This is a genomic window from Bdellovibrio sp. HM001, assembly GCF_055397275.1.
Genome location: NZ_AP029174.1, coordinates 2,622,516 through 2,644,166, shown reverse-complemented (window position 1 = coordinate 2,644,166; position 21,651 = coordinate 2,622,516). Strand labels below are relative to the sequence as shown.

Annotated in this window: 22 protein-coding genes and 1 tRNA gene; 9 read left to right on the top strand and 14 right to left on the bottom strand. The window is 49.2% G+C overall.

The window, feature by feature from the left end:
• Positions 1–125: 125 nt before the first annotated feature.
• Together ACZ5ZZ_RS12480 and ACZ5ZZ_RS12475 are read right to left on the bottom strand one after the other, a co-directional pair.
• A complete protein-coding gene (locus ACZ5ZZ_RS12480) occupies positions 126–1,166 on the bottom strand; it encodes a cytochrome-c peroxidase (protein WP_464139703.1) in 1,041 nt (346 codons plus the stop codon).
• Between the two features lie 78 nt (positions 1,167–1,244).
• Entirely contained in the window at positions 1,245–2,501 is a 1,257-nt protein-coding gene (locus ACZ5ZZ_RS12475) for an ABC1 kinase family protein (RefSeq protein ID WP_464139701.1), read from the bottom strand.
• Positions 2,502–2,635: 134 nt separating this feature from the next.
• Here ACZ5ZZ_RS12475 and ACZ5ZZ_RS12470 point away from each other — a divergent pair, with 134 nt between their 5' ends.
• From ACZ5ZZ_RS12470 to ACZ5ZZ_RS12445, 6 genes are all read left to right on the top strand, one after another.
• Positions 2,636–3,067, top strand: coding sequence for a thiol-disulfide oxidoreductase DCC family protein (locus ACZ5ZZ_RS12470; protein WP_464139699.1), 432 nt, complete (start codon positions 2,636–2,638; stop codon positions 3,065–3,067).
• Positions 3,068–3,089: 22 nt separating this feature from the next.
• On the top strand, positions 3,090–3,395 hold the full coding sequence (locus ACZ5ZZ_RS12465) for a TIGR03643 family protein (protein ID WP_464131514.1): 306 nt from the start codon (positions 3,090–3,092) through the stop codon (positions 3,393–3,395).
• A 17-nt stretch (positions 3,396–3,412) separates the two neighbouring features.
• Positions 3,413–3,823, top strand: coding sequence for a hypothetical protein (locus ACZ5ZZ_RS12460; RefSeq protein WP_464131512.1), 411 nt, complete (start codon positions 3,413–3,415; stop codon positions 3,821–3,823).
• Positions 3,820–4,590, top strand: coding sequence for a 2-oxo acid dehydrogenase subunit E2 (locus ACZ5ZZ_RS12455; RefSeq protein ID WP_464131510.1), 771 nt, complete (start codon positions 3,820–3,822; stop codon positions 4,588–4,590). Before ACZ5ZZ_RS12460 ends, ACZ5ZZ_RS12455 begins: the two co-directional genes overlap by 4 nt.
• Before the next feature lie 126 nt (positions 4,591–4,716).
• On the top strand, positions 4,717–5,631 hold the full coding sequence (locus ACZ5ZZ_RS12450; protein WP_464139697.1) for a MerR family transcriptional regulator: 915 nt from the start codon (positions 4,717–4,719) through the stop codon (positions 5,629–5,631).
• A gap of 51 nt (positions 5,632–5,682) precedes the next feature.
• On the top strand, positions 5,683–7,212 hold the full coding sequence (locus ACZ5ZZ_RS12445; RefSeq protein WP_464139695.1) for a methyl-accepting chemotaxis protein: 1,530 nt from the start codon (positions 5,683–5,685) through the stop codon (positions 7,210–7,212).
• A gap of 2 nt (positions 7,213–7,214) precedes the next feature.
• On the opposite strand, the gene ACZ5ZZ_RS12440 is transcribed toward ACZ5ZZ_RS12445, so the two are convergent.
• Together ACZ5ZZ_RS12440 and ACZ5ZZ_RS12435 are read right to left on the bottom strand one after the other, a co-directional pair.
• Entirely contained in the window at positions 7,215–8,168 is a 954-nt protein-coding gene (locus tag ACZ5ZZ_RS12440) for an NAD(P)/FAD-dependent oxidoreductase (RefSeq protein WP_464131504.1), read from the bottom strand.
• 14 nt (positions 8,169–8,182) lie between these two features.
• Positions 8,183–8,746, bottom strand: coding sequence for a GbsR/MarR family transcriptional regulator (locus ACZ5ZZ_RS12435; RefSeq protein WP_464131502.1), 564 nt, complete (start codon positions 8,744–8,746; stop codon positions 8,183–8,185).
• Positions 8,747–8,803: 57 nt separating this feature from the next.
• Between ACZ5ZZ_RS12435 and ACZ5ZZ_RS12430 the strand changes: the two genes are divergently transcribed.
• Positions 8,804–9,238: an OsmC family protein gene (locus ACZ5ZZ_RS12430; RefSeq protein ID WP_464131500.1), complete on the top strand. Its 435-nt coding sequence runs from the start codon at positions 8,804–8,806 to the stop codon at positions 9,236–9,238.
• 32 nt (positions 9,239–9,270) lie between these two features.
• Here the strand turns inward: ACZ5ZZ_RS12430 and ACZ5ZZ_RS12425 are convergent, their stop codons facing one another.
• The gene (locus ACZ5ZZ_RS12425; RefSeq protein ID WP_464139693.1) at positions 9,271–14,112 is read right to left on the bottom strand and encodes a hypothetical protein; all 4,842 of its coding nucleotides are present in this window, start codon (positions 14,110–14,112) and stop codon (positions 9,271–9,273) included.
• A gap of 53 nt (positions 14,113–14,165) precedes the next feature.
• Complete coding sequence (locus ACZ5ZZ_RS12420; protein ID WP_464139691.1) at positions 14,166–14,378, bottom strand: acyl carrier protein; 213 nt, start codon at positions 14,376–14,378, stop codon at positions 14,166–14,168.
• Between the two features lie 115 nt (positions 14,379–14,493).
• Here ACZ5ZZ_RS12420 and ACZ5ZZ_RS12415 point away from each other — a divergent pair, with 115 nt between their 5' ends.
• Positions 14,494–15,141: a phosphoribosyltransferase gene (locus tag ACZ5ZZ_RS12415; RefSeq protein WP_464139689.1), complete on the top strand. Its 648-nt coding sequence runs from the start codon at positions 14,494–14,496 to the stop codon at positions 15,139–15,141.
• Between the two features lie 50 nt (positions 15,142–15,191).
• Here ACZ5ZZ_RS12415 and ACZ5ZZ_RS12410 read toward each other — a convergent pair whose 3' ends face one another.
• On the bottom strand, positions 15,192–15,890 hold the full coding sequence (locus ACZ5ZZ_RS12410; RefSeq protein ID WP_464139687.1) for a dienelactone hydrolase family protein: 699 nt from the start codon (positions 15,888–15,890) through the stop codon (positions 15,192–15,194).
• A 62-nt stretch (positions 15,891–15,952) separates the two neighbouring features.
• Here ACZ5ZZ_RS12410 and ACZ5ZZ_RS12405 point away from each other — a divergent pair, with 62 nt between their 5' ends.
• The gene (locus ACZ5ZZ_RS12405; RefSeq protein ID WP_464139685.1) at positions 15,953–17,038 is read left to right on the top strand and encodes a CapA family protein; all 1,086 of its coding nucleotides are present in this window, start codon (positions 15,953–15,955) and stop codon (positions 17,036–17,038) included.
• Between the two features lie 29 nt (positions 17,039–17,067).
• On the opposite strand, the gene ACZ5ZZ_RS12400 is transcribed toward ACZ5ZZ_RS12405, so the two are convergent.
• From ACZ5ZZ_RS12400 to ACZ5ZZ_RS12370, 7 genes are all read right to left on the bottom strand, one after another.
• Positions 17,068–17,571 (bottom strand): pyridoxamine 5'-phosphate oxidase family protein, encoded by a 504-nt coding sequence (locus ACZ5ZZ_RS12400; protein ID WP_464139683.1) that lies wholly within the window; start codon positions 17,569–17,571, stop codon positions 17,068–17,070.
• A gap of 78 nt (positions 17,572–17,649) precedes the next feature.
• A complete protein-coding gene (locus ACZ5ZZ_RS12395; RefSeq protein ID WP_464131490.1) occupies positions 17,650–17,916 on the bottom strand; it encodes a hypothetical protein in 267 nt (88 codons plus the stop codon).
• A gap of 178 nt (positions 17,917–18,094) precedes the next feature.
• Positions 18,095–18,170, bottom strand: a tRNA-Gln gene (locus tag ACZ5ZZ_RS12390).
• Between the two features lie 210 nt (positions 18,171–18,380).
• Positions 18,381–18,707, bottom strand: a complete 327-nt coding sequence (spoVG, locus tag ACZ5ZZ_RS12385) for a septation regulator SpoVG (protein WP_011165187.1) — start codon at positions 18,705–18,707, stop codon at positions 18,381–18,383.
• Between the two features lie 289 nt (positions 18,708–18,996).
• Positions 18,997–20,421 (bottom strand): trypsin-like peptidase domain-containing protein, encoded by a 1,425-nt coding sequence (locus tag ACZ5ZZ_RS12380; protein WP_464139681.1) that lies wholly within the window; start codon positions 20,419–20,421, stop codon positions 18,997–18,999.
• Positions 20,422–20,434: 13 nt separating this feature from the next.
• Positions 20,435–20,683, bottom strand: a complete 249-nt coding sequence (locus ACZ5ZZ_RS12375; RefSeq protein WP_464120446.1) for a DUF1844 domain-containing protein — start codon at positions 20,681–20,683, stop codon at positions 20,435–20,437.
• A 48-nt stretch (positions 20,684–20,731) separates the two neighbouring features.
• Positions 20,732–21,544: a M48 family metalloprotease gene (locus tag ACZ5ZZ_RS12370; RefSeq protein ID WP_464120447.1), complete on the bottom strand. Its 813-nt coding sequence runs from the start codon at positions 21,542–21,544 to the stop codon at positions 20,732–20,734.
• Positions 21,545–21,651: the final 107 nt, after the last annotated feature.

Here is a 21,651-nt window from a genome sequence, read left to right as displayed (position 1 = left end):
TTTAAAAAAGTCTGTTGCAGACAAATATATTGGCTCAAGAAAGGAAGGGCAGTTTTTTGTGGAGAAGGTGCAAAGAAGCAGGGCTAGGGCAAAAAAAGCGGCACCTTGTGGTGCCGCAAAGGAAACTAAAGAGGTTCCAGACCCGCATAAGGCTCGGGAGGTAAAGTCGGAGCTTCACGGAAGTTCTTAGGAAGCTCGCCCGTCAGACTTTCTAAGAAGGCTTTAATCAAAACGACCTGATTATCTGAGAGATCTTTGTTTAGCTGCAATTTTCCCATCCAGCGAATGGCCGTTTCCAAATCTTTGGCAGAAGCATCGTGGAAGTAGGGGGCCGTTTCAGTGATGTTGCGAAGTGATGGGACTTTGAACACGTAAAGATCTTCATCCTTCTTGGTGACGTCTTGTCGCCCTTTGTCCGGGTTCTTGGATTTGGTCACATTCCAGTAATTCTGGAAGACACCAAATTTTTGCATCGTGCGACCACCCACGGCGGTTCCATTGTGGCAAGAAGCACAGCCGACGGTGATAAATTCCTGCAGACCTTGGCGGGCTTGTGTGGAAATGGCCTTTACATCTCCTTCCATGAATCGATCAAACGGAGCCCGTGTGGTCAGTGATCTTTGATAGCTGCCTAAAGCTGAAGCGGCGTTTTCTAAAGTCAGAGGCTTTTCTGATTTCGGAAACGCTTTTTGGAACAAGGGTGTGTATCCGGCCAGCTCAAATCTTTTCAAAGCCTCTTCCGTGGAGGAATTTCCATAGCTGAGCGGTGTTGTGAACGAACGCAAAGCCTGGTCTTCAATACTGGTGCGATCGTTGCGCCAGTGAACGATGTCCTGATATTTCAGGTTCAAAATGGATTGAGCGTTGCGCGCGCCTTTGTTGTTGTTAAAGCCTGCGGACTGAGGCAGGCGATCGGTGCTGAAGTACTGGGGTTGATGACAACGCACACACGTGGTGCTGCCGTCCTTGGACAGGCGATAGTCAAAAAAGATCTTTCTTCCCAATTCAATTTGTTCAGCAGAGATTTTGTCCGGAGCCGGAGACTTCGCGGGAATGATCCCAAATAGCGCCTTGGCTGTGTTGACAAGTTCTTTGTCGCCCGAAGCGGAGTGAGCGTGCAGTCCTAAGATCAAAACACCTGAAAAAAGTAGTGAAGGAATTCTCATCGAAAGCCTTTCAGTTGAGTTGCGATTTTTTTTGGTTTATCGGACAGAGAATTTGCAAAGTTCTATTGTACATAGATTTTAGGATTTAGAAAGTGGCATTGATGTTGTAATTCGCTCCCAGTATTCCTGCAAATCGAGTTCGACCTCAAGTTTTCTTAAAATTGCGAAAACTCCTCCTAATTTACGGTGCAAAAAAATCAGCTTGTGCGGAGGTGGTGAGAATTTGAGACTCTGAATCAGTTGTCTTGACAGACGGGAGTTGTCTTTTAAAAAGTCATCGTTTTTAAAGTTGAACTTTTTCCCGGGTGTGTCATTGAAGAACGGACTCATGCCGAGCTTCATAAGGTCAACAAAGATAAGCTTTGCTTCCCGGCTTTCCCGAGCATCCAGCAGGCCGAAGCTGATGGCATTATCCAAGATAGACTCAGGATTTGAGCTGTGGATAGAATTTAGGAGTTCAACATATTTATTGCGAAAGTCCTGCGTGTAGTACTTCGAAGCGCCAAAGTCCAAAGCGACAATTTCCGGATGCGGAATTTCCCGAATCAGAAAGTTTCCGGGGTTTGGGTCCGTCTGGACGAAGCCCCAGACAAAGAATTCCATGATGTAAAGCTCTAGCAGTGTCTTGGCGACGATTTCACGTTTGGCTTTGGCTGGTGCGGTGTCCATCCATTCTTTCAAAGTCAGTCCGGATTCGAATGTCAGGCACAAAATCTTTTGTGTGCTAAGGTCTGACAGGGGTCGGGGAGTTGTGACCTTGGCATAGCGCCAGTTGTGGCTTGAAAAGAGATCGTTGAATTTTTCCAAGGCTTCAGCTTCATTGAGATAATTCACCTCTTGCAGCAAAACCTCTTCAATTTCGGTGAATAAGTAGTCCAGATTCATGTTTCTGCCGGTGAGAAGGCAGAAGGCCGATATAATTTTCTGAAGTGCTCTGATGTCATTTGTAATGGATTTTTCCAAGTCCGGATACTGAGCCTTAACGACCACAGGCTTACCATCGACCTTGGCACGATAGACCTGCCCCATGCTGGCGGCGGCAAAGGGTTTGAACTGTATGTCTTGCAATCGCTGAAGTTGGGCGGGGGAAAGTTCTTTTCTTAGGGTGGCAGCCAGATCCAGATCGGGACTTTCCCAGACCTGGTGTTGCAGTTGTGACAGGATCTGGATGGCTTCTGGAGGAAAGTAGTCATCCAGATCAAGACTTAAAAGCTGTCCGGCCTTCATGGCGGCCCCACGCAGGTTCCCAAGGCTTTCGGTAAGGATTTTAGCCTGTTCAATGCGTGACTGGATGTCCCCGGAAGTCAGCTCCTTAATACCAATCTTGGTTGCCATTTTGGTTAGTTCCAATGTCCGTTTAAATCGGCTGCTAAATAGGGACCCCATGGCAAACTCTCCTGAAGTTGAGGGCTGGTAATTATTGACTTCCAATTTGGTTCATACTACTATGAACCAAATTGGAGATCAAGATGCAAACGACAAAAGACACGTCTCAAGTTGAAATTACCGTGTTTTATGATGGCCTCTGTCAGTTGTGTTCGCGGGAAATCGATCATTATCGGACGATGAGGGGAGCTCATCGGATCTCTTTTGTGGACATCACGGCGGCAGGCTTTAATGCTCAGGCTGAAGGTTTGGATCCATATAAAGTTCACCAAAGTCTGCATGTGCGGGATTCCAAGGGCAGAGTCTACGTTGGCGTTGATTCTTTTCTGCAGATTTGGTCCCGCTTGGACAGGATGAAAAAAGTGGTGCCCTGGGCGTCTTGGGCTCCAGTCAAGAAAGTGTTGCAGGCGGGATACTTCTGTTTTGCGAAGGTGCGCCCTCTTTTGCCTAAGCGGGATTGCTCGAACAGTCCATATTGTGAATTGAAACCGGAATATAAAGGAAAAAAATCTTAGGCGTCCTGTCGCTGGGGGGTTCGTGGGAATATCAAAATCACTCAAAGAAAAGTTTGCCGGTTTTTCCCCCGAAGACAGATCCAGATTGGTTCGCATGGGGTGGGAGGATCGAAGCACCTTCGATGCCATCGCAAAGCAGTTCGGACTTTCGCCGAATGAATTTGTTCACTTCATGCGATCGAATTTGGAAAAATCCGCCTTCGATCGGTGGCGACGGCGTGTGTTTCAGCAGGGGCATTTGAAGAATGAAAAATTAAGGGGATTTAAGGTCACGCGCTTTAAATGCTCGCGACAATCTGTGGACGGCATCACCAAAGGTTGGAAGTAGCCGCCGGGGAGGCCCTCTTGGAATATCTGGACTGGAAAACTCTGCATCTGGCGTGTTGTTTCTATCTAACAGGTGTGATCTGGGTCATTCAGTTGACTCATTATCCTGCATTCTCTGTGGTTTCTGAAAAAGACTTCACCAGGTTTCACGCAAAGCACACCGCCGTGATGGGCGGGATCGTGGGACCTGCAATGATTCTTGAACTTTTGTCAGCACTGGTTTTGGCGCGCCAGCTTCACATGGGGTGGCTGTTGAATCTGTCTGCTGTCGCAGTCATTTGGATTGTCACTTTTGCCTTGAGTGTACCTTCTCATTCAAAGTTGTCCCGTGGGCGAGACTTGGATGAAATAAACAAACTGGTGCGTGACAACTGGACTCGCACCATTCTATGGACGGTGCGAGCGGCCGTTCTGTTAGGAACTTTATGAGCTTCACGAAAGTCAGCGACATTTCGATTTTCAGAAAAGTGGCGCTGTCCCTGTGGGGGCCCGGAGGGGATCCTTCGGTATACGGCTTTCTTGAGGTGGATGTCACCGACCTGCGGCTGACCTCATCCCCGATGTCGTTGGTCATCAAGGGGCTTGGTGAGGTCATGAAGAAGCACCAGGAGCTTAATTATATTATGCGCTTTGGAAGGTTGTATCGTCGGCGCGACATCAACATTTCAGTCATGGTGAATATTTTTGAACACGGGAAGCATGATCTGTCCTTTGCGACTTTGCGCAAGGTGGATGAGTTGAGTCTTGCAAGTATTGAAGAGCAGTTGTCAAAAGATGCCGCGCAAATCCGACGCCGAGAAGATCCTCACTTGGGTTTTGCTTTAAAGTTGATTCATCGCCTTCCGCATTCATGGACGCGAGTTTTCCTGAGGGCATTTGCTTTTTTGAGTCACGATTTGAATTTAAATCTCTCATTTCTTCGTCTGCCTAAAGATCCATTTGGCTCGGTGATTGTGACCAACGTGGGATCTCTAGGAATAAAAAAGGCTCTGGTGCCCCTGGTGCCACTGACTCGCGCGGGACTTTTGGTTTCCATCGGACAAGTCAGTAAGGAAGCTGTCGTGGTCGATGATCGCATTGAAATACGTGAAATCATGCATCTGGGAGTAACCTTTGATCATCGTCTTTTTGACGGAGCTCAGGCCGCGAGAATGATTCGGGACTTCGAGCTGTTCCTGAAGCACGGTGAGTGGTGAACCTGGACGTTTGTCTCGAAGTGAGAAAAACTTTCGACAAGGCGATTAGATATCACATTTTTTGATTAAAAAAAACTTCATCGAAGGTATCATGAGCTAATCAAAACATCCGATAAGGTGATTAGTATGGTTATTTCAGATGCACTTCTCGATATCGATCAAGTCAACCAGCTCACAGGGCTGTCCCAGGCGACTTTACGTAACTGGGAAAAACGTTATGGGTTTCCCAAGCCTCAGCGTTCTGAGGGGGGACATCGTCTTTACGATGTAAACGAAGTCAAAAAGATACGTGAAGTGGTAAGTCTTTGTAAAGGTGGAATCAAAATTCTTGAGGCCATCGAAACCGTGTTGCGCGGGGAAGGGGCACCCGTAGTTGCCAGTGCCGCAGCAGCCCCTTCCGCTGTCATGGTGGAGTCTTTGAATGAAGGCATCCATCAGGTGCTAAAGGCTCTTTATAAATACGATATGGATCTTGCGGAACAATACCTGTCCCGCCTGGGTATGCGTTTAAGTGAAACCGATCTTCTGGAAATGGTGTATCCGCAGCTTCTTATGCAGGTCGGGGATGATTGGGAAAACTCGCGCATTAATATCGCGCAAGAGCATTTCAGTTGGAACTTCCTGCGCACTCGTCTGTTGAATTACTTTAAGACCAACAAGATGGGTGTGAATCAACCCAAAGTGCTGTTGACGACTCCGTCGGGCGAATTGCATGAGGGTGGACTGATTGTTCTTGCGGCTTATCTGATGTTGAAAGGCTGGCAGGTCTATTATCTTGGTGTCAATCTGCCTATGGAAGACCTGCTGCATGCCTATGAAGGTATTGAGCCAGACATTGTTTGTCTGTCAGCGATCGAGGCCTGGAATATTGAAAAGAATTGGACTGAGCTGGAAAAAATGAAGTGCGTTGTTGTCGGGGGACCTTGTCTTGCAGAACTGAGAAAGCAAGAGCGTCCCGAATCCAAACGCATTTCTCTGATCGGGGGCAGTCTGCATTCGGCGGTGGCTCAGATGGAGCTGCTGTTGCATTCCACCACATAGAATTTTGGATTTAGGTTTTATTGTTAGTATCACTTTTTAAAGGAGAGCCAAATGGGGTCGAATTTTAGTTTAAAAGCCAGACTTTTGCTTCTTGGGGCTTTCATGTCCGCTATTCCAGTTGCGGTGGGTGGATTTGCGTTCTATGGAATGCGTGAAGTTGCAGGCAGCTATGAAAAAGTCACCGACGGAGTCCTTCCCAATATCGAGTCTGCCGATCAGATGTACATGAATTTTCGCGGTGTCAGAATCGGTTTGCGCAGTTTGGGCCTGCCGGGGTTGTCCAAAGAACAAGAGGCCGATTTTATCAAAAATGTTGAATCCTACATTGCCGAGTATGAAGTGCACAAACAACAATATCTGCGCGTGAACTTCAAAAAAGGTGAACGGGAACTTTATGAAAAGGTGGATGCGGCCTGGGAGTCCTTCAAAGTCCTGGGTGCTAAAGTCATTGAATACTCCCGCTCAGGCAAGCCCGAAGATCATGCCAAGATGCTTGAAATATTCCTTTATGACTGTCCTAAGGCGGCCAAAGTCTATGATGATGCCATGACCAATCTGGTGGCTTTCCAAAGAGCCACTGGCGGGCAGTATGTGAAAGAGGCCCGTTCCACAACAACAAAAACTGATGCAAGCATGGCGATCATCATCACACTTGGCGTGGTTGCGGGTATTTCTATCAGTGTCTTGTTTGCCTTCTCGCTGTCTAAATCCATTTCCACTGTTTCAGGTGACCTTGCTGAAGGTGCTAATCATGTGACAGATGCTGCGGGACATATTGCACATTCTTCTCAGTCCTTGTCCCAAGCAGCACTCCAGCAGGCTTCTTCTTTGGAGGAAACCGTGGCGACAATGGAAGAGTTAACTGCCATGGTACGTGTTAACACCGAAAATGCGAAGCAGGCGGCGTCCCTGGCCTCTTCAACCCGCGAAACAGCAATCAAGGGTGAAAAAGAGATCACAACGCTGATTGAATCCATTCAGAGTATTTCCTCGGACTCAAAGAAAATTGCAGAGATCACGTCTGTCATTGATGACATTGCCTTCCAGACAAATCTTCTAGCATTGAATGCGGCAGTGGAGGCGGCTCGTGCCGGAGAGCAAGGGAAAGGTTTCGCCGTGGTGGCAGAGGCTGTGCGCAATCTGGCTCAGCGAAGTGCAGATTCTGCGAAAAACATTGCCTCTTTAATTGATGACAGTGTCAAAAAGATCGAAGCCAGCAGCCGTCAAGCTAATCAGGGCGGAGAGGTCCTGTCTGATATCGTGAACTCTGTGAAGAAAGTTGCGGACATTAACATGGAAATCGCCACAGCCAGCGAAGAGCAATCCCAGGGGATCGCACAAATAGGCAAAGCGATGAATCAGTTGGATCAGATCACTCAGCAGAATGCCGCGGCCTCGGAAGAAGCCGCAGCGGCAGCAGAACAACTATCAGCTGAAGCCGTATCTTTGATGGGGAACGTGCGGGTTCTGAACAAAGTGGTTGCCGGCTGCGCTGCGCAGGGCAAGAGCCCTGCCGAAGAGACACCGTCGGCAGTGAAAGCGGTTGCGCAAGTGAAAAATACCACTTTGCGTGCGGCTTAGTCTTAGGTAAGGAATGGAACAGCGTAGGCAGAACGGATCGCACCTTGGATGCTGCCGCCTCCAAAAGCATCGCCCAGAAGAACAATTCTTGGGCCGGTGCTTAAGGACACAAAGGGCGATTCAAAGACTGCCAGAGGATGACTGTAGCGCCATTTTTTCAACTGCGAGTTTACAAGAGTGAAGGAGTCCGAGGGCGCCATCTGATTCAGGATTTCTGCAAAAGAGGTTGAAATTTCCTGAAGCGACATGGTGTCTTCCTGATTAAAACGTTGTCGGCTCCATTCGGGTTGCATCACAACGGTGAAGGCCAGGTTCTGGCTGACTTGTTTTGAAAGTTGGTTGCTGACGGAAAAAATTTCTTTTGTCACTTCATTGAGGTGTCGGATCTGAAGAATATTTTTGTCAGAAGACTGCACGCGAAACAAACCCACCAGGGCGGAGGCGTACTGAATGTCATTCAACTCCGCAGGATAAGAGATCCCCGAGTCCTGCAGAAGAGCCAGAGACTGCGGAAGTGGACTGGTGATGTAAAGCTCTTTGCACTCGTAAATTTGCCCGTTGTCCGTTTCCACACAACACGTTTGATTCTGTTTTTGGATTCGGATGACTTTTTCTTTCAGCCGCAATTGCTCGGGGAAGTTCAGGGCCTTTGGCAACTGAGTCATGCCTTTGGGGAAAGCGATGTGGTCCATCGCCTCAGAGTTAAACCAGACTTTGCCGATTTCCTGAATTTGAGGAAGATCAGGCCACACCATGGGGTCCTTTGTTTTGACTCGAATAAACTGAGCCCCGTGATCGAAAGCACAATCTTCGCCCCGTCGCGTGGCCAGGCGGCCACCGACGCCGGCGGATTTTTCCAAAATAACGAAAGTCTTGTTCAGAGATTTGAGACGGGACGCCAAGGTCAGTCCCGCCATTCCCGCGCCGATGATAACGGCATCATAAAGTGAATTCATCGGGTCCGTCCCTTTTATTCTTCCTGAGCCTTCAAAGCTTCCTGCGTCCAGCAAGCCAGAGAATCTTCATCGCTTTGGCCGATAATAAAATTCAGTGCGAACTGTGCCAGGGTGATCATCTGCCCCAGCTCTTGCAGGCGGTCTTCTTCAAGGATTGAATCCTGCGGGCTTCTTTTTTGGTGGATCTTGTTAAGAGCCTCAAACTGGTCTTTGGCTTCTTCGATGATTTTTGTTTCACGCTCTTTTAGGATTTTCTTAATCACCGGAATGACGTCTGGGGCGGCGGAATATCTTTTCGTTTTTTTTCCGTCTTCCGTCATCAGGATAAGACCATAGTCTTCTAATTCAGCCAGAGCAGGGCTGACCAGGGCCTTCGAGACTCCAAGACGTTGTGTCAGTTCCGCTCCGCTAAGACTGGTCTTTGACAAAAACACTTGAGTCCAAATCTGACCATGAATGCGGCGAAATCCCCAGTAGCGTATAAAATCACCGACAGACTCTGAAAGGGCTCGCAATTTGTCGATCTCAGCTTGAGAGGTTGATTTTTTGTCTTCTTTTCGGGATATTTGATTTTTCATTTGGTTCACACTACCATGAACTAAGAGCCGGTATCAAGAGGATAAGGAGACTTTCGTATGATTAAATATCCAATGTCTTTCAAAGTGAGTGCGGAAAGTGCCGAGGGCATTCAGACCTCTTGGGAAAGCAAAGCGCAAACTCAGGCTGCGGGGATCCGTATGTCGATTCCTCCTGAATTCGAAGGTCCCGGGGACGGTTTCAGTCCCGAGGATCTTTATGCCATGGCCTTGCAAAACTGCTTTATTGCCACCTTTAAGGTGTTTGCCGAAAAATCAAGGCTGGCGTATTCGAAGCTGCAAGTGGCCACAGAGCTTGTTGTGGATAGAAACGAAAGTGGTCGCCCTTGGATGGCCCGCTGTGTTCTAAAAGTACAGCTGGAAGGATGCACACAAGTTGAGAACGCCAAAAGAATTCTGGAGCGCACATCAGAAAATTGCATGATCCTGAATTCAGTGAAGACGGAAAAAGTCTTTGAATTCGTGGTGACCTAGAGGATCGCAGGCGATGGGCTGGCCTTGGATCCTTAAGGTGCAAAGTTCTCTGGATCCAGGAACTCGGCGACGCCGGATATTCCGTTTTGCTTGATCGGGAAGACCAGACGATCGGGTTCTCCGGCAGATCCGTTTTTGAAGATAATCTTATTTCCGTAGCATGTGGAGCCATGTGGCAGTGGAAGTTCCACCTCCGTGTAAGGGGCGGTGGCTTCTTTTCTGTAGAGCAGGGAAGGTCCGTTTTCAGGGGCCGAGCAGTAATAGAAGTAAGATCCCCGATAAAAGATCGAAGTAGCATTTTCATTTAAATCAAAAAGTTTTGTTGCCAGGCCACCACCGACTTTGTGCACGGTCTTAAGTTTATTGGCCAGATAGATCCAGTAATTGGTGCCTGCCACGTTGGAATGGAAGGTGGGGCTGAAGGCACCAGTACCAAATCCGAAGAAGGAAGTGTTCAAGGCACAACCCGAGGCCGCCCCATTCGGGCAGGTGGCTCCGGTGGTGGCAGAACCGTTACCGGCAATATGTTTGGAGCTTCCGGTGCTCAGGGAAAACTCGCGAAGGGCGGAGCGATAGGTGTCGGTGCCGTTCCAAGATACGAAGCCGACTAAAAGACTGGTGCCGTTGATGGCCATCGGGGTCGGAGGATAACCCGTCATTCCATTGACGTCACTGTAGTGCAGCGGGGTGGCTGTTTCCCAAGCCCAGGCCCCGGACATCGGAGCCAGGACACTTTCCCATACGTTGGAGGCTCTGTTGAGTCGGCACAGGTTGTAACGATCGCATGTCCAATAGACGTTCCCATTGGTGGGATCCGTCGCAAAACGTCCCGGTGTTGACCAGAACATTCCAATAGGGTTGAGATGGGCCGCCACACCCAGAGGCGTGTTCGAGCCCGGTGCATCGGATCCATTCCCGGCAATGGTTTTAATTCCCGGAGACCCTTTGAAGTCGATTTCTCTGAAGCGCCCCCCTTGAGCATCGAGCACAATAACTTTGTCCGTAGTGCCATGGTCCAAAGAAATCACATCGTTAAGTCGGGCTTCCATGGCGTCGCCACCGTCGCCCGAACTGAGATTGTACCCATAGAGAGTATAAATTCTTCCGTCCGAACCCAGAATTCGAATCAACCCATCATCCATGAAGTAAATCTGTCCTGTCTGAGAAACAAACATGTCGTTGGCAATCACCGGGCAGGACAGGGCCAGGGTTCCATCCCCACAGCTGCTGCGAGCTCCAGTGCCGATGATTTGAGTCCATCCAGAGCCGTTGAACTTTGAAATATGGAAACTCCATGGATTGTTACGATTCAAAGCATAGATCTGACCATTCATTCCCTGAATCATGTAGCCGGGGGTGCAGACTTCATAAGGAACGTTGGGATGCCCACTGCCCAGGGACTGAAGGGTTGTAGGGTTGACATTCGCATAGTGGAAGTTGCTGCAACTGGGGATAGGATGATTCAGGCGAACCAAAGCCTTCGACACAACATTCGAGAAGGGATCAAAGACAAAATTCATGTTCGCCAGTTGCCAGGCACCGATGTCTGTGCCGGCATCGCCATAGTCGCCTGTACCACCGACCCGTAGGGTGTCTACATAAGGTTCAATAGCACTGCCACGATAGACTCTTATGCGGGCTCCGTTGGCACGTGTTTCAAAGGTTTTTTCCGTCTGGAAGTAAATGTCACCGTTAGGCAGGACCAGGAATATCAGATACGGACTTCCCAATCCGGCCATTCGGTACGTGGAGCTGAGTTGAATCTTAACGTCGTGCGGATCGGCCACAAAGTCAGCGCTGTTCGTGCCGACTCTTCCATCATCAAAGGCTCCGATGATGGATTCGATTGTCATGGGGCTGGTTCTTGTATCGATACGACGAATGCGATCAGGTTCGAAAAGCAGAATACGATCCTGGAAGTCGATGGCGATTTTCAAAATACCCTGAGTGGTGGCCTCGCTGATCAGCCCCCCATCCCCGGTGCTCGTTTCTGTTTTGCGCAGCACCAGCTTTTGCACTCCGTTACCAGGCTCAACCATCAAAAGTCCTCGGGCAATATCGCGGAAGAAAAGAACTCCGTTGCGTGAAACGACAAAAGAACCACTGTCAGGGAAAAGGCCTCGGAAGGCTGCGTTTTTCGCAGAGCCGTGGGTTCCTGGATCTGTATTCCCGGCAATCGCGCGGAAGTTGGGATTGCTGATGTAGACCGTGTTTTTGATAACCGTCTGCTCAATGCCATCCGCCAGCCGAACTTGAATTTTATAGGGCGTATTGACAGGCACAGGTGAATTCCAGGTGTACTGACACACGTCTTCGCTGCCACTGGCGGTGCAACTTAAACCCACACCGGGGGACAGATCTTTTTCGATCAAAGTGTACTGGGTCCCGTCGATGGTGTACCACAAACTGACGTTGGCAGTTCCGGTAAAAACTCGTTGTTTCCATTTCAGGTACAAAGTCGTTCCAGGGGTCGTGACCAGCTCCCACGGTGATGGCTGCGTGGTCGGGTTCGGAGTTTTCGCAACCAGAAGTTCCGCCAGTGTTGGCTGTGGAATCGGAGTGTAAGTTACAGAAATCCGGTCTGTGCCGTTATTCACAGGTCCCGCATTGACCGACACATTCCCGGCCTGATCGCGCACCCAAAGATGCACAATGTAGGTGCCCGTGATCCAGTCGACAAGATGGTCATAGTTTGTCAGCTTCACATTAACGTCAATCGGAACATCAATCCCAGGTGCGTTGAAGGCCACCCAGCATGGATCGGACAACGCGGGTGAAGACGAAGAGTTTTTCAAACAAAATTGAGTGACCGGGGTCTGATTGTCGGAGGCTTCAAAGCTGACCCGTACAAAGGGATTGTAAGTGGTCACAGGGCCCGGCGAATCCAGAATAGTAAAGGAAGAAACCGTGATCACCGGTGGCGTTATATCATAAAGCAGAATGGCAGACTGGCTGTCACTGCCGGTTTGATTGGTCATGTCAGTCAGACTGACTTTGAAAATCGTGGGACCTGCGGTGGCCGGCAGGAACTGATTGTGTTTATAGATCTTTCCATTCACGGCACCAGTTCTGCCGACTGGAGTGGTTGCCAGATTGGTCCAGGTTGTACCCCCGGTTTGGCTGTACTGGATCGTAAAGTTAGCTCCGGCAGGGACATTTCCCTCGGTCAAGGACCAGCGGAATTCATAATACGAGTTCGTTCCCAGGAAGGGCGGAATGGGATCCAGGTGAATTTCAGGGGGCAGAGTATCGTAATCCACAAGGACTGTGGCAAAAGATGGCTGTATGTTTCCGGCGCGATCTCTCACAAAGACTCGCAAATTGCGTGTGCCTTGGGCTCCTGAAACACTTAAGTCATAGTGTGTGGCTCCCGCTGCGGATGTGCAGCTGCTCCATTCGGGTTCACTTCCACTGGGAAGGGAGGAGCTTTCTTTGATCAGTACGTCTTTAATGTCCGCACAGCTGGAAACCGTCATATCCACCGTCCCGATCATCGTGGGGCTGGCAGAGATTCGCGTTACACTTGGAAGAGGCGGTGGTACATTATCCTTGTTCAAATTTAAACTTGCTGTGCTTGAGTTCCCCGCCGCATCTGTAGCTCTGACCTGAATGGTCTTGCTGCCGTCGGCGCCTCCCAAAGACGGAAGTAACTGAAGGGTTCCCACTGCACATGTTTCAGTTATGGGAATTGAGACGTCGCCAAAGACTTCGACATAGGAGCCAGCCTCGCAGGAAACTTCAAGCGCAAATGTGTTCTGATGGTCAGTTCCTGCAAGAGGAGCAAGAAGACTTAATGCGGGTGGCGTGATGTCGTAAATAAAATTTTTCTTCAAACTGGTGAAACATTCGGTGTTGCCCAGGTCGTCCGTAACTCGAAGAGTCAGATAGTATTCTTTTTCAAGACTTAAAGGATTGTCCAGTCCTACTGAAAAAGCACCAGCACTGTCTGATGTTGATGAACCCAGGGCGGGTTCTGTGCAGTCATCAGAATCATAAAGGGCAATATGTGAATTGCGCTCCGTGCTGCCGGTCAGTTGGGGCGTGTTGATATTCGAGGGACTGCTGGGGGTCAGCGCCAAAATCGTTGTGGTGTCAACGACGGTGTCCAACAGATAAGAGTACGCGGTTGAACATCGCGTATTTCCCAACACGTCTGTAGCCAGGACTGAATAACTGACCAAGCCATCCAACAATAGAGGATTCGTCGGAGGCAAACGCAAAGTAAATGCTCCGTTGGCTGCCGCTTGGGAATAGTCCAGAACAGGACCCGTGCACCCTGCGCCTGCGTAAAGTTCCATGCGGGCCAGGGCTTCACTGTCCCCAATAAAGGACGGACGTCTTTCATTGCCTCTGGTGTCGGGAAGAACTCGTTGATTTGCAAAGGCCTGCACGGTGCGCTTAATGGTCACCTCGCCCAGACGGCTTGAAGCCTTTGTGTCCTGGCCGTATTCGCCGTAAATACACAGGGTGTGAGTTCCTTCGGGAAGAGTCGTCAGATCCACGCGAAACTCAACCGATTGCGGAGAATGCGCGCCCAGAACATTTTCCGGTGAAGGCGGATTCAGACAAAGAGGATCCCCCGGAGAGATATAGACCGTAATGGTGGCATTGGGTTTGGTGCCGCCTTCAAGTCTTAAAGCTGTGTCGTTGGTAAGAAGCTGCAAGTCTCCGGTGTTGTAATTTTTTGGAACACCATGATCATAAATGGTGATGCTTCGGGGAATAAGGTCTTTCTGATTGAAGAACGAGGTGTTGATGCTGCATGCAGAAGCAAGCAGCATAATAGTCATGACAGCCGTTAAAAGAACGTACATGCGGCTAAACATGAATTTCTTATCGGATTTAGCCGCGACTTCTTTAAGTATCAATCTCATTCTGAGACAGAGGCGGAGATTTTTCTGGTCCCGCAAGGCGAAAGGGCAACCTTTTAGTTTGCAGTGGGGCTTGGCGGGGTCTCTGTCACCTTGGCCTTGATGTACTCGCAGCAACTTTGGATCGACGTCAATTTGGGATAGTCGATTTCCATGATTTCAACATTCAAAATTTGATGAAGATGAATGACAAAGCGAACGAAGTCCAGCGAGTCAATATCCATCTGATCTCTAAATGGTGCCGTGGGCTTTAGGGTAGTCAAATCCACTTCCGGCGCAACGAAGTGCAGATCTATTTGTCAAAGGACTTCTGGGCAATCCTCACGCAACACTGCCACAATAAAAATGCCAATAAGGCGGTAACTAAAGCTAACGAGGCCGAATATGTTAGAAAGTCGCGAGGATGCAGCCCGCTTGCTGCTAAAAAGACTGCTGAAATTTAAAGGGCAAAATCCCCTGGTGTTAGGGATTCCCCGAGGTGCGATGCCGATGGCGAAGATTATTGCCGAAGGCTTAAACGGAGAACTGGGCGCCGTCCTGATTCATAAAATACCGGCACCTTATCAGAGAGAGCTTGCCATTGGATCTGTGGGCTTATCCGGAAAAATCTTTCGTCTTCCGATGTTGGATGCCTATGAAGTCTCTGATTCGTATATTGAGCGAGAATCAAAGAAACAGATAGAAACTTTGCAGCGAAGAAAAAGCATGTTCAACCTGCCTGACCTAAATTGCAATGACCGAATTGTGATCATCGTGGACGATGGCATTGCAACAGGCGCCACCGCGATTGGCGCGATTCAGGAGGTTCGGGAGCAGAAACCCAAGCGTTTGATCTTTGCAGCCGGCGTTGTGGCAAGATCGACCGCCGCCACCATTCGCAGCATGGTTGATGAATTTATTTTGGAAGAAGAACCTGATGGTTTCTTTGCGGTGAGCCAGTTCTTTGTTGATTTTAGCGAAGTGACGGACGAAGACGTCGTCGCCTTGCTGAAGACGGGACCAAAAGAAAGAGCACCCGAAGCCTCTCTTTGAGCTTGAGGAGCCCTGTCAAAGAGCTCCTTCGTGAACCGGAGTTTGTGAGATCAGTAGTTGTCGAGGGACTGAGGTCTTGCAGACTCCGTGTATTTTAAGTTCTTCGTGAACCAGTCCGAGGCCAAGATGGCAACTTTTTCCAGGGTGCCAGGCTCTTCAAACAAATGTGTAGCGCCCGGAATGATCTTCATTTCTTTTTTGCACATCAGCCTATCATAGGCGATTTGATTGAGTTCTATGACATAGGTGTCGTCGCCACCAATAATCAACAGTGTGGGGGCTTGAACATTGTCCAAAGCTTCTGCCGCCAGATCCGGGCGTCCCCCTCTGGAAACAACTGCAAATATCTCGTCAGGGTCCTGGGCTGCGGCAACCAGGGCCGCTCCTGCCCCCGTGCTTGCGCCAAAGTAACCGATGGCAAGGTTTCGAGTGGCCGCTTGGCTTTGCGCCCATTTTTTTACGATGGTAAGGCGTTGCGCCAGAGTTGATATATCAAAGACGTTGGCTCTGTCGTTTTCTTCTTCCGGAGTCAGTAAATCCGTCAGCAAAGTGGCGAGTCCTACTTTTTGCAGTTCTCGGGCGACAAAATTATTGCGCGGACTCCAGCGGCTGCTGCCACTCCCGTGCGCAAAAATGATCAATCCAACGGGGTTGCTCGGGGTCGAGAGAATTCCGTTAAGACGGACATCTTTGTAATTGATCACGACTTCGTGTTCATTTTTGTTTAATTGCGGTCTGCCTCTGTCCATGGCTGACTCCCTTTAAGGTTTATAGGATTTATACTTTAATGACGTCTGCAGATGTTCTCACTATGTTTTTATGCGGAGATGTGATGGTCGGCCGAGGTCTGGATCAGATCCTGGCTTACCCCAGCGACCCTGTCCTGCATGAACGCTACATAAAGAACGCGATTGATTACGTGAAGCTGGCTGAGGCCAGGAATGGACCCATTCCCCGCAAAGTCGACAGTTCGTACATCTGGGGTGAAGCCTTGTCTGAGTTAAGTAAAGAAGATCCCCAGGTGCGCATCGTAAATCTGGAAACCAGTATCACAACGAGCAACCACTGGGCTGATAAGGGTATCAACTATCGGATGCATCCTGAAAATTCGGATGTTCTGACGGCGGCGCAAATTGATATATGCGTTCTGGCAAACAATCACATTTTGGATTGGGGAGAAGAGGGACTTATTCAGACCCTACAGACTTTGCACGGACGCGGAGTAAAGACTGCGGGGGCTGGGCGGACAAGGGAGGAGGCCATCGCTCCAGCCGTTGTCGATCTGCCTTCGCGGGGACGGGTTCTGGTTTTTTCTATGGCCACGGAATCCAGCGGTGTGCCACCAAGTTGGGCTGCCGGCAAAAACAAGGTCGGGGTGAACTTCATCAAAGACTTTTCGGCGGCGACAGTTCAATGGCTTGGGCAGCAGATCCGCAGTCACAGAAAAGAGCGGGACCTTGTCATAGCCTCGATCCACTGGGGAGACAACTGGGGCTACGAGGTTGATGAAGAGTGTTCCGCCTTTGCGAGGTCGTTGGTTGATGTCGGTGTGGATGTGGTTCATGGTCATTCTTCCCATCACATCAAGGGTCTTGAAGTCTATCGGGAAAAACTGATCATTTACGGATGTGGTGATTTTTTAAACGACTATGAAGGGATCCGTGGTTTTGAAGAGTATCATGGCGAATGGCCTGTTATGTTTTTTCCCAAGGTCGATATCCCGAGCGGAAAACTTGTGAGTCTTCGCCTGGTGCCACTGCATCTAAAGCAGTTTCAGTTGTCCAGGGCGACACTGGCAGAAAGCACTTGGATCAGAGATGTGTTAAATCGTGAAGGTCAAAAATGGAAAACACAATTCTCGGTCGAAATAGATAGGTCCGTGAAAATGACATGGTGATTTCACGGATCTTTAACTTTTTCAAATCATCAGTGCTTCAAATCAAAAGAGCTATGGCTTTCTTTGTGGGGTTGTCCAAGGGCGGTCCTCACAAACTCAATCATTTTGTAGATAGGGGAGGTGTGACTTTCCCAGTATTCCACCGTCTGGACGTGGACCCTTAGAAGTTGAATAGTCGGGTCCTGTGGTCCTTGGGGGAACCAGTCTTCGTGGGGCTTTTGCCATAATTCACGAACCAGGTCACGATCTTCGATGAACTCGACTGTGCCATTGACAGAGACACATTTGTGTTTGTCAGAGTACGTCAGATTGACGTCACCATGTTTTTGCAGTTCTTGATACTTAGGCGAGTTTTTCGAGATCAAAAACCACAGGCTTCCGTCAAAGTCCAAATCTTGAGTCACTAACGGGAAGCTGCACAGCTTATTGTTGTCACTAAGGAAGGTCATCATGGCGACCGGGAAACCTTTGATCAGGTGATCCACTTTTTCCATTTCAGCAGTATAGTCGATATAAGGTTCTTTTTCTTCCACCGAAAACCTCCGTGCTGTTCCTAAGGTTCGCGCCAGTCAAGAAGGCAGGCAAGATGTGCTTTGGCAGGGGATGGCCGACTACTTGTTTTTGAATCCCAGGATGTCCACGTAAGTGATGCCCTTCGACACGGAGGAAGACGGCGTGGCTCGTTGACCTTTGATCAGAATCTTGCCGGACTTGAATAGTTCTTTATATTGAGTGCGAGAGATCTCGCGCAGGTTCAGGTCTTCGTTTTGGTTTTTGATTGCTGTCAGCAAGACACCATCAAGTCGTTTTGCGGACTTGAACAGCTCCAGAACAATGCGGAAGGATTTTGGGGGCTGTGGAGGTATGAAGTCTTGCATGCGTGTTTCCTGATTTGAAAAGGGTCGGCGCGAAAAGTCCCATAGGACGTGGGACGGGACAAGGTCTTTTATTGATCCTGTATATTAAACCGGCTTTTTCGATCTTAAAGCCCCAGACGTAGCTATACCCTCAGGGGAGTTTTAGTGGCTAAGTTGTTTTGGATTTTTTAAGAAAAGATGGATGGGGTAGCAGGACTCGAACCTGCGAATGACAGAATCAAAATCTGTTGACTTACCAACTTGTCGATACCCCAACAAGGTGCATTTGCGAAAACCCAAACTACGGATTTTGCGGCCTAAAATCAAGAAAAGACTTCTTGCGTCAGAAGATTGATGGGGATTGCCAATAAAAAAGCCCGTCAGGGATCTGACGGGCTTAACGTTTCCATCGGTGTTTGAAGCCGCCGTCCCGGGTCATCTCCACATAAAATGGCCCGTTGGCGTGTGAGCAGGGAACTTCAGACCTAGTAGTCGTCGTTGCCGTAATCGCTCCCAGGAGCTTTCTGGCGTTTTAGACTGACAAGGGTCTCACCCATGGATTTGAGTTCTTTTTCATAAGCCTCAAAAATGAGGTCTTCAATCATCGCCCGGGTCTCCTGATTCAGGGGGTGGGCGATATCGCGGAACTGGCCGTCTTTGCGCTTCTTGCTGGGCATGGCCACAAACAAGCCGCTGGTTCCCTGAATAACCTTTAAATCCCTCACCACGAAGCAATTATCGAGAGTGATCGAGACATAGGCCTTCAGCCGGTCCTCATTGACGGGGAAAACTTTCACCTCGGTGACTTTCATACAGTCCCTTTCTTGTTGCCGTTCTTGTTGCAATATCCGTTGCTCATCTTGAACCGCCGAAGCAGCTCTTTTGTCGCAATCTTGGAGCCAAACTATGGTCCCGTATTTCTTCTCGGTGAGACTTTGAAAAACTAAAGACCTAGGTCGAGGATTTTTTTATATTTCGCCATTTTGTCCCGCGAACGCCTCAAAACGAGGCAGTGCTTACTTATATAGCAGCAAAATAAAAAAGCCCATCCGAAGATGGGCTTTGAAGCAGTGCTCTTAATTAAATTTTATATGCTCAAATCTATTCAATATTAATGATTTGGATACGGGCATTGCGGGCAATGCGCAGGGTGTTCTTGCCCTTTTTCAAGGATTTTAAAACGTCTTTAGAGTTGTCTACCGGCTGCTTATTAACATCCAGAATCACATCACCCACGCGAAGGCCGCCTTTGCTGGCGACAGAGAAGCGTTCGGTCTCAATGACAACCGGTTGCTTCATGTCGTCTGGCAGGCCCCACTCCTGGCGCAGTTCCGGGGTTGGATCAATCACCGAGAAGCCCAAATTAAACGGAGCTTTCTGACCCGCATAGGTTTTTGCGCTGGCCTTGCGAGTCGTGCGTTTTTCTTCCACTCGTTCAGCCGTCGTTACATTCAAGGTCAGTTCTTTGTTGTTGCGGATCAGCTTGGTCTTAACAGGTTTGCCAATCGGAGCATCGGCCACGGCATCCATAAGATCCAAAGTCGAACGAATGGTCTTGCCGTTAAACTCAGTCACGATGTCATACATTTTTAAACCGGCCTTCATCGCAGGACTGCCCGGTGCAATCCCTGTGATCACGGCGCCACGAACATCGCCCAGTCCCAGATACTCGGCAGCTTCCGGATCCAAGTCACCCAAGCTTGTGCCCAGGAATCCGCGAGCAATGCGGCCCTTGCTTTCAAGTACCGGAAGGATCGCTTTGACTTCATCAATAGGAATCGCAAAACCAATTCCTTGAGCGCGGGCATCAATCGCCGAGTTCACACCGATCACCTGACCTTTGGTGTTCACCAGCGGACCACCAGAGTTCCCCGGATTGATGCTGGCATCTGTTTGCAGCAGGGGAATCTTATTGATCTCGGTGATGTCGCGGCCTTTTGAAGAGATAATCCCTTTGGTCATCGAGTGACCGTGACCGAACGGATTCCCGAAGGCGGCCACCCATTCACCCACTTCAACGGAGCTGGAGGAGCCCAGAACCGCCACCGGAAGTTTTCCCTTCGGTGTGATCTTGATCAAAGCGATATCAGTTCGTTCGTCGCTGCCGACCAGAGTGGCTTCATAAACATCGGTGGATTTTTCACTGAGTTGGACATTGATAATATCCGCACCCGCTATCACGTGATTGTTAGTGATAATCAATCCGTCTTCACGAATGATGAACCCGGTTCCCAGGCCCATCTGCTGGGGGCGTTGTTGCTGCTGAGGCTGCTGCATACGGAAGCCATAAAGCTGTTCCAGCATATCCAGCATCGGATCACGCATGCGTGGGGAGTTTTTGGGTAGTGCAGTGGTGGAAATATTCACAACGGCCGGGTTGATGGCCTTGGCCAATTCCACAAACAAATTGCCGGGAAGTGGATCGTTGAGCTTCATTTTCGGCGGATCTTTAGGAAGCTCTTTCGTTCCAGTTTGAGCTTGCGCAGTCAGGGCAACGGACAGGAAAAGAACGAGAAGTGTCTTCATAGAAAAATTCTCCTTACATAGACACAAATTTCATTTGCAGATCACTGATTAAGTTTTCCAAAAATTTAGCTTCGTCGCTAGTCAAATTCCCCTTGGTCTTTTGTTGCAAGACCACCAAAAGGTCGATGTTAAAGCGAGCCATATTTTTATCTTTGCTCACTTCACCATTGGCAGGGTTCGGGGCAAGACCCATGGCCATCACGGCGGAAGAGGCCACAGACATAATCAAAACCGAGAAAGAAGCTTCTAATTTTTCAGTCATAGTTCAGGTCCTTTTTCTAATCTGAGTTTTCTGTTTATTCTGTCAAGTTTAGATGGGGTAATAGCCCATCAGTTTCTGCAGTCTGACTTCGATGGCCGGATGGGATTTTAAGAACAAATTCTTTTGTTTAAAGCCCTCGGGGTTCACCATGAACAGGTGGCTGGTGCAGGCCGGGATTTCCAACGGCTGGGTTTGTGCCAGACCCTCCATGCGCCATAAAACTTCGCCCAGCTTGTTTCTGTTTTCCAATAATTCGGAGGCCATCAGATCGTTTTCAAAGAATGATTTTTCAACCACTACGATTTTTATAATCAGCCAGCCCAGCGGGGACAGTAAGGGCATAAAGAACTGCAGGTTGTAAGGCAGAAGGTTGTCCAGGAATTGCCCCAGCCCCACGACGGAATTAGCTAAGGTGCTGCTAACGCTAAAAGCAAAAGTATCCAGACGACGGATATGGCAGATCTGGTGGGCCACGACAGCCTCCAGTTCCTCGTCGTTGAGCTTATTTAATAGCCCCACAGTGAATCCCAAGGAACCACGCTTCCAGGAATGTCCCACGCAGAATGCGTTCACGGAAGTGTGTGGCGTTACGTAAACCGCTGGAGCCGGCATGGACAGTTGGGCCGAAAGGCGTTCGACCTTGTCGATCAAACCCCAAGAGTCCTGACCTTTGATTCTTTGGGCATTGAGCTTGGCTAGCACACGACTTTCGCCGTAAATGAAGACGAAAAGATTCAAAAGAACTGCCAACAAAAAGCCCATCAACAGGCCCAGACGTTCCCCCAATTGGTAGCCCAAGATAAGCAGGGCCAGGGAGCTTGAAAGAATGAAAATCCAGACTTTTGTATTGTTGTTAATCATATAAAATTTGTCCCACTTAAATCCCAGGTTGGCAAGCGGGGAGGACGCGGCGTTATGCCAGCCCTCAAAATAGTTTTTCCTGACATGGCAACTCTAAACTTGCGAAG

Coding starts and splice junctions, on each gene's coding strand:
- ACZ5ZZ_RS12480 (WP_464139703.1), bottom strand. CDS start 1,166: ATGAGAATTCCTTCACTACTTTTTTCAGGTGTTTTGATCTTAGGACTG.
- ACZ5ZZ_RS12475 (WP_464139701.1), bottom strand. CDS start 2,501: ATGGCAACCAAGATTGGTATTAAGGAGCTGACTTCCGGGGACATCCAG.
- ACZ5ZZ_RS12470 (WP_464139699.1), top strand. CDS start 2,636: ATGCAAACGACAAAAGACACGTCTCAAGTTGAAATTACCGTGTTTTAT.
- ACZ5ZZ_RS12455 (WP_464131510.1), top strand. CDS start 3,820: ATGAGCTTCACGAAAGTCAGCGACATTTCGATTTTCAGAAAAGTGGCG.
- ACZ5ZZ_RS12450 (WP_464139697.1), top strand. CDS start 4,717: ATGGTTATTTCAGATGCACTTCTCGATATCGATCAAGTCAACCAGCTC.
- ACZ5ZZ_RS12445 (WP_464139695.1), top strand. CDS start 5,683: ATGGGGTCGAATTTTAGTTTAAAAGCCAGACTTTTGCTTCTTGGGGCT.
- ACZ5ZZ_RS12440 (WP_464131504.1), bottom strand. CDS start 8,168: ATGAATTCACTTTATGATGCCGTTATCATCGGCGCGGGAATGGCGGGA.
- ACZ5ZZ_RS12435 (WP_464131502.1), bottom strand. CDS start 8,746: ATGAAAAATCAAATATCCCGAAAAGAAGACAAAAAATCAACCTCTCAA.
- ACZ5ZZ_RS12430 (WP_464131500.1), top strand. CDS start 8,804: ATGATTAAATATCCAATGTCTTTCAAAGTGAGTGCGGAAAGTGCCGAG.
- ACZ5ZZ_RS12425 (WP_464139693.1), bottom strand. CDS start 14,112: ATGAGATTGATACTTAAAGAAGTCGCGGCTAAATCCGATAAGAAATTC.
- ACZ5ZZ_RS12415 (WP_464139689.1), top strand. CDS start 14,494: ATGTTAGAAAGTCGCGAGGATGCAGCCCGCTTGCTGCTAAAAAGACTG.
- ACZ5ZZ_RS12410 (WP_464139687.1), bottom strand. CDS start 15,890: ATGGACAGAGGCAGACCGCAATTAAACAAAAATGAACACGAAGTCGTG.
- ACZ5ZZ_RS12405 (WP_464139685.1), top strand. CDS start 15,953: ATGTTTTTATGCGGAGATGTGATGGTCGGCCGAGGTCTGGATCAGATC.
- ACZ5ZZ_RS12395 (WP_464131490.1), bottom strand. CDS start 17,916: ATGCAAGACTTCATACCTCCACAGCCCCCAAAATCCTTCCGCATTGTT.
- spoVG (WP_011165187.1), bottom strand. CDS start 18,707: ATGAAAGTCACCGAGGTGAAAGTTTTCCCCGTCAATGAGGACCGGCTG.
- ACZ5ZZ_RS12380 (WP_464139681.1), bottom strand. CDS start 20,421: ATGAAGACACTTCTCGTTCTTTTCCTGTCCGTTGCCCTGACTGCGCAA.
- ACZ5ZZ_RS12375 (WP_464120446.1), bottom strand. CDS start 20,683: ATGACTGAAAAATTAGAAGCTTCTTTCTCGGTTTTGATTATGTCTGTG.
- ACZ5ZZ_RS12370 (WP_464120447.1), bottom strand. CDS start 21,544: ATGATTAACAACAATACAAAAGTCTGGATTTTCATTCTTTCAAGCTCC.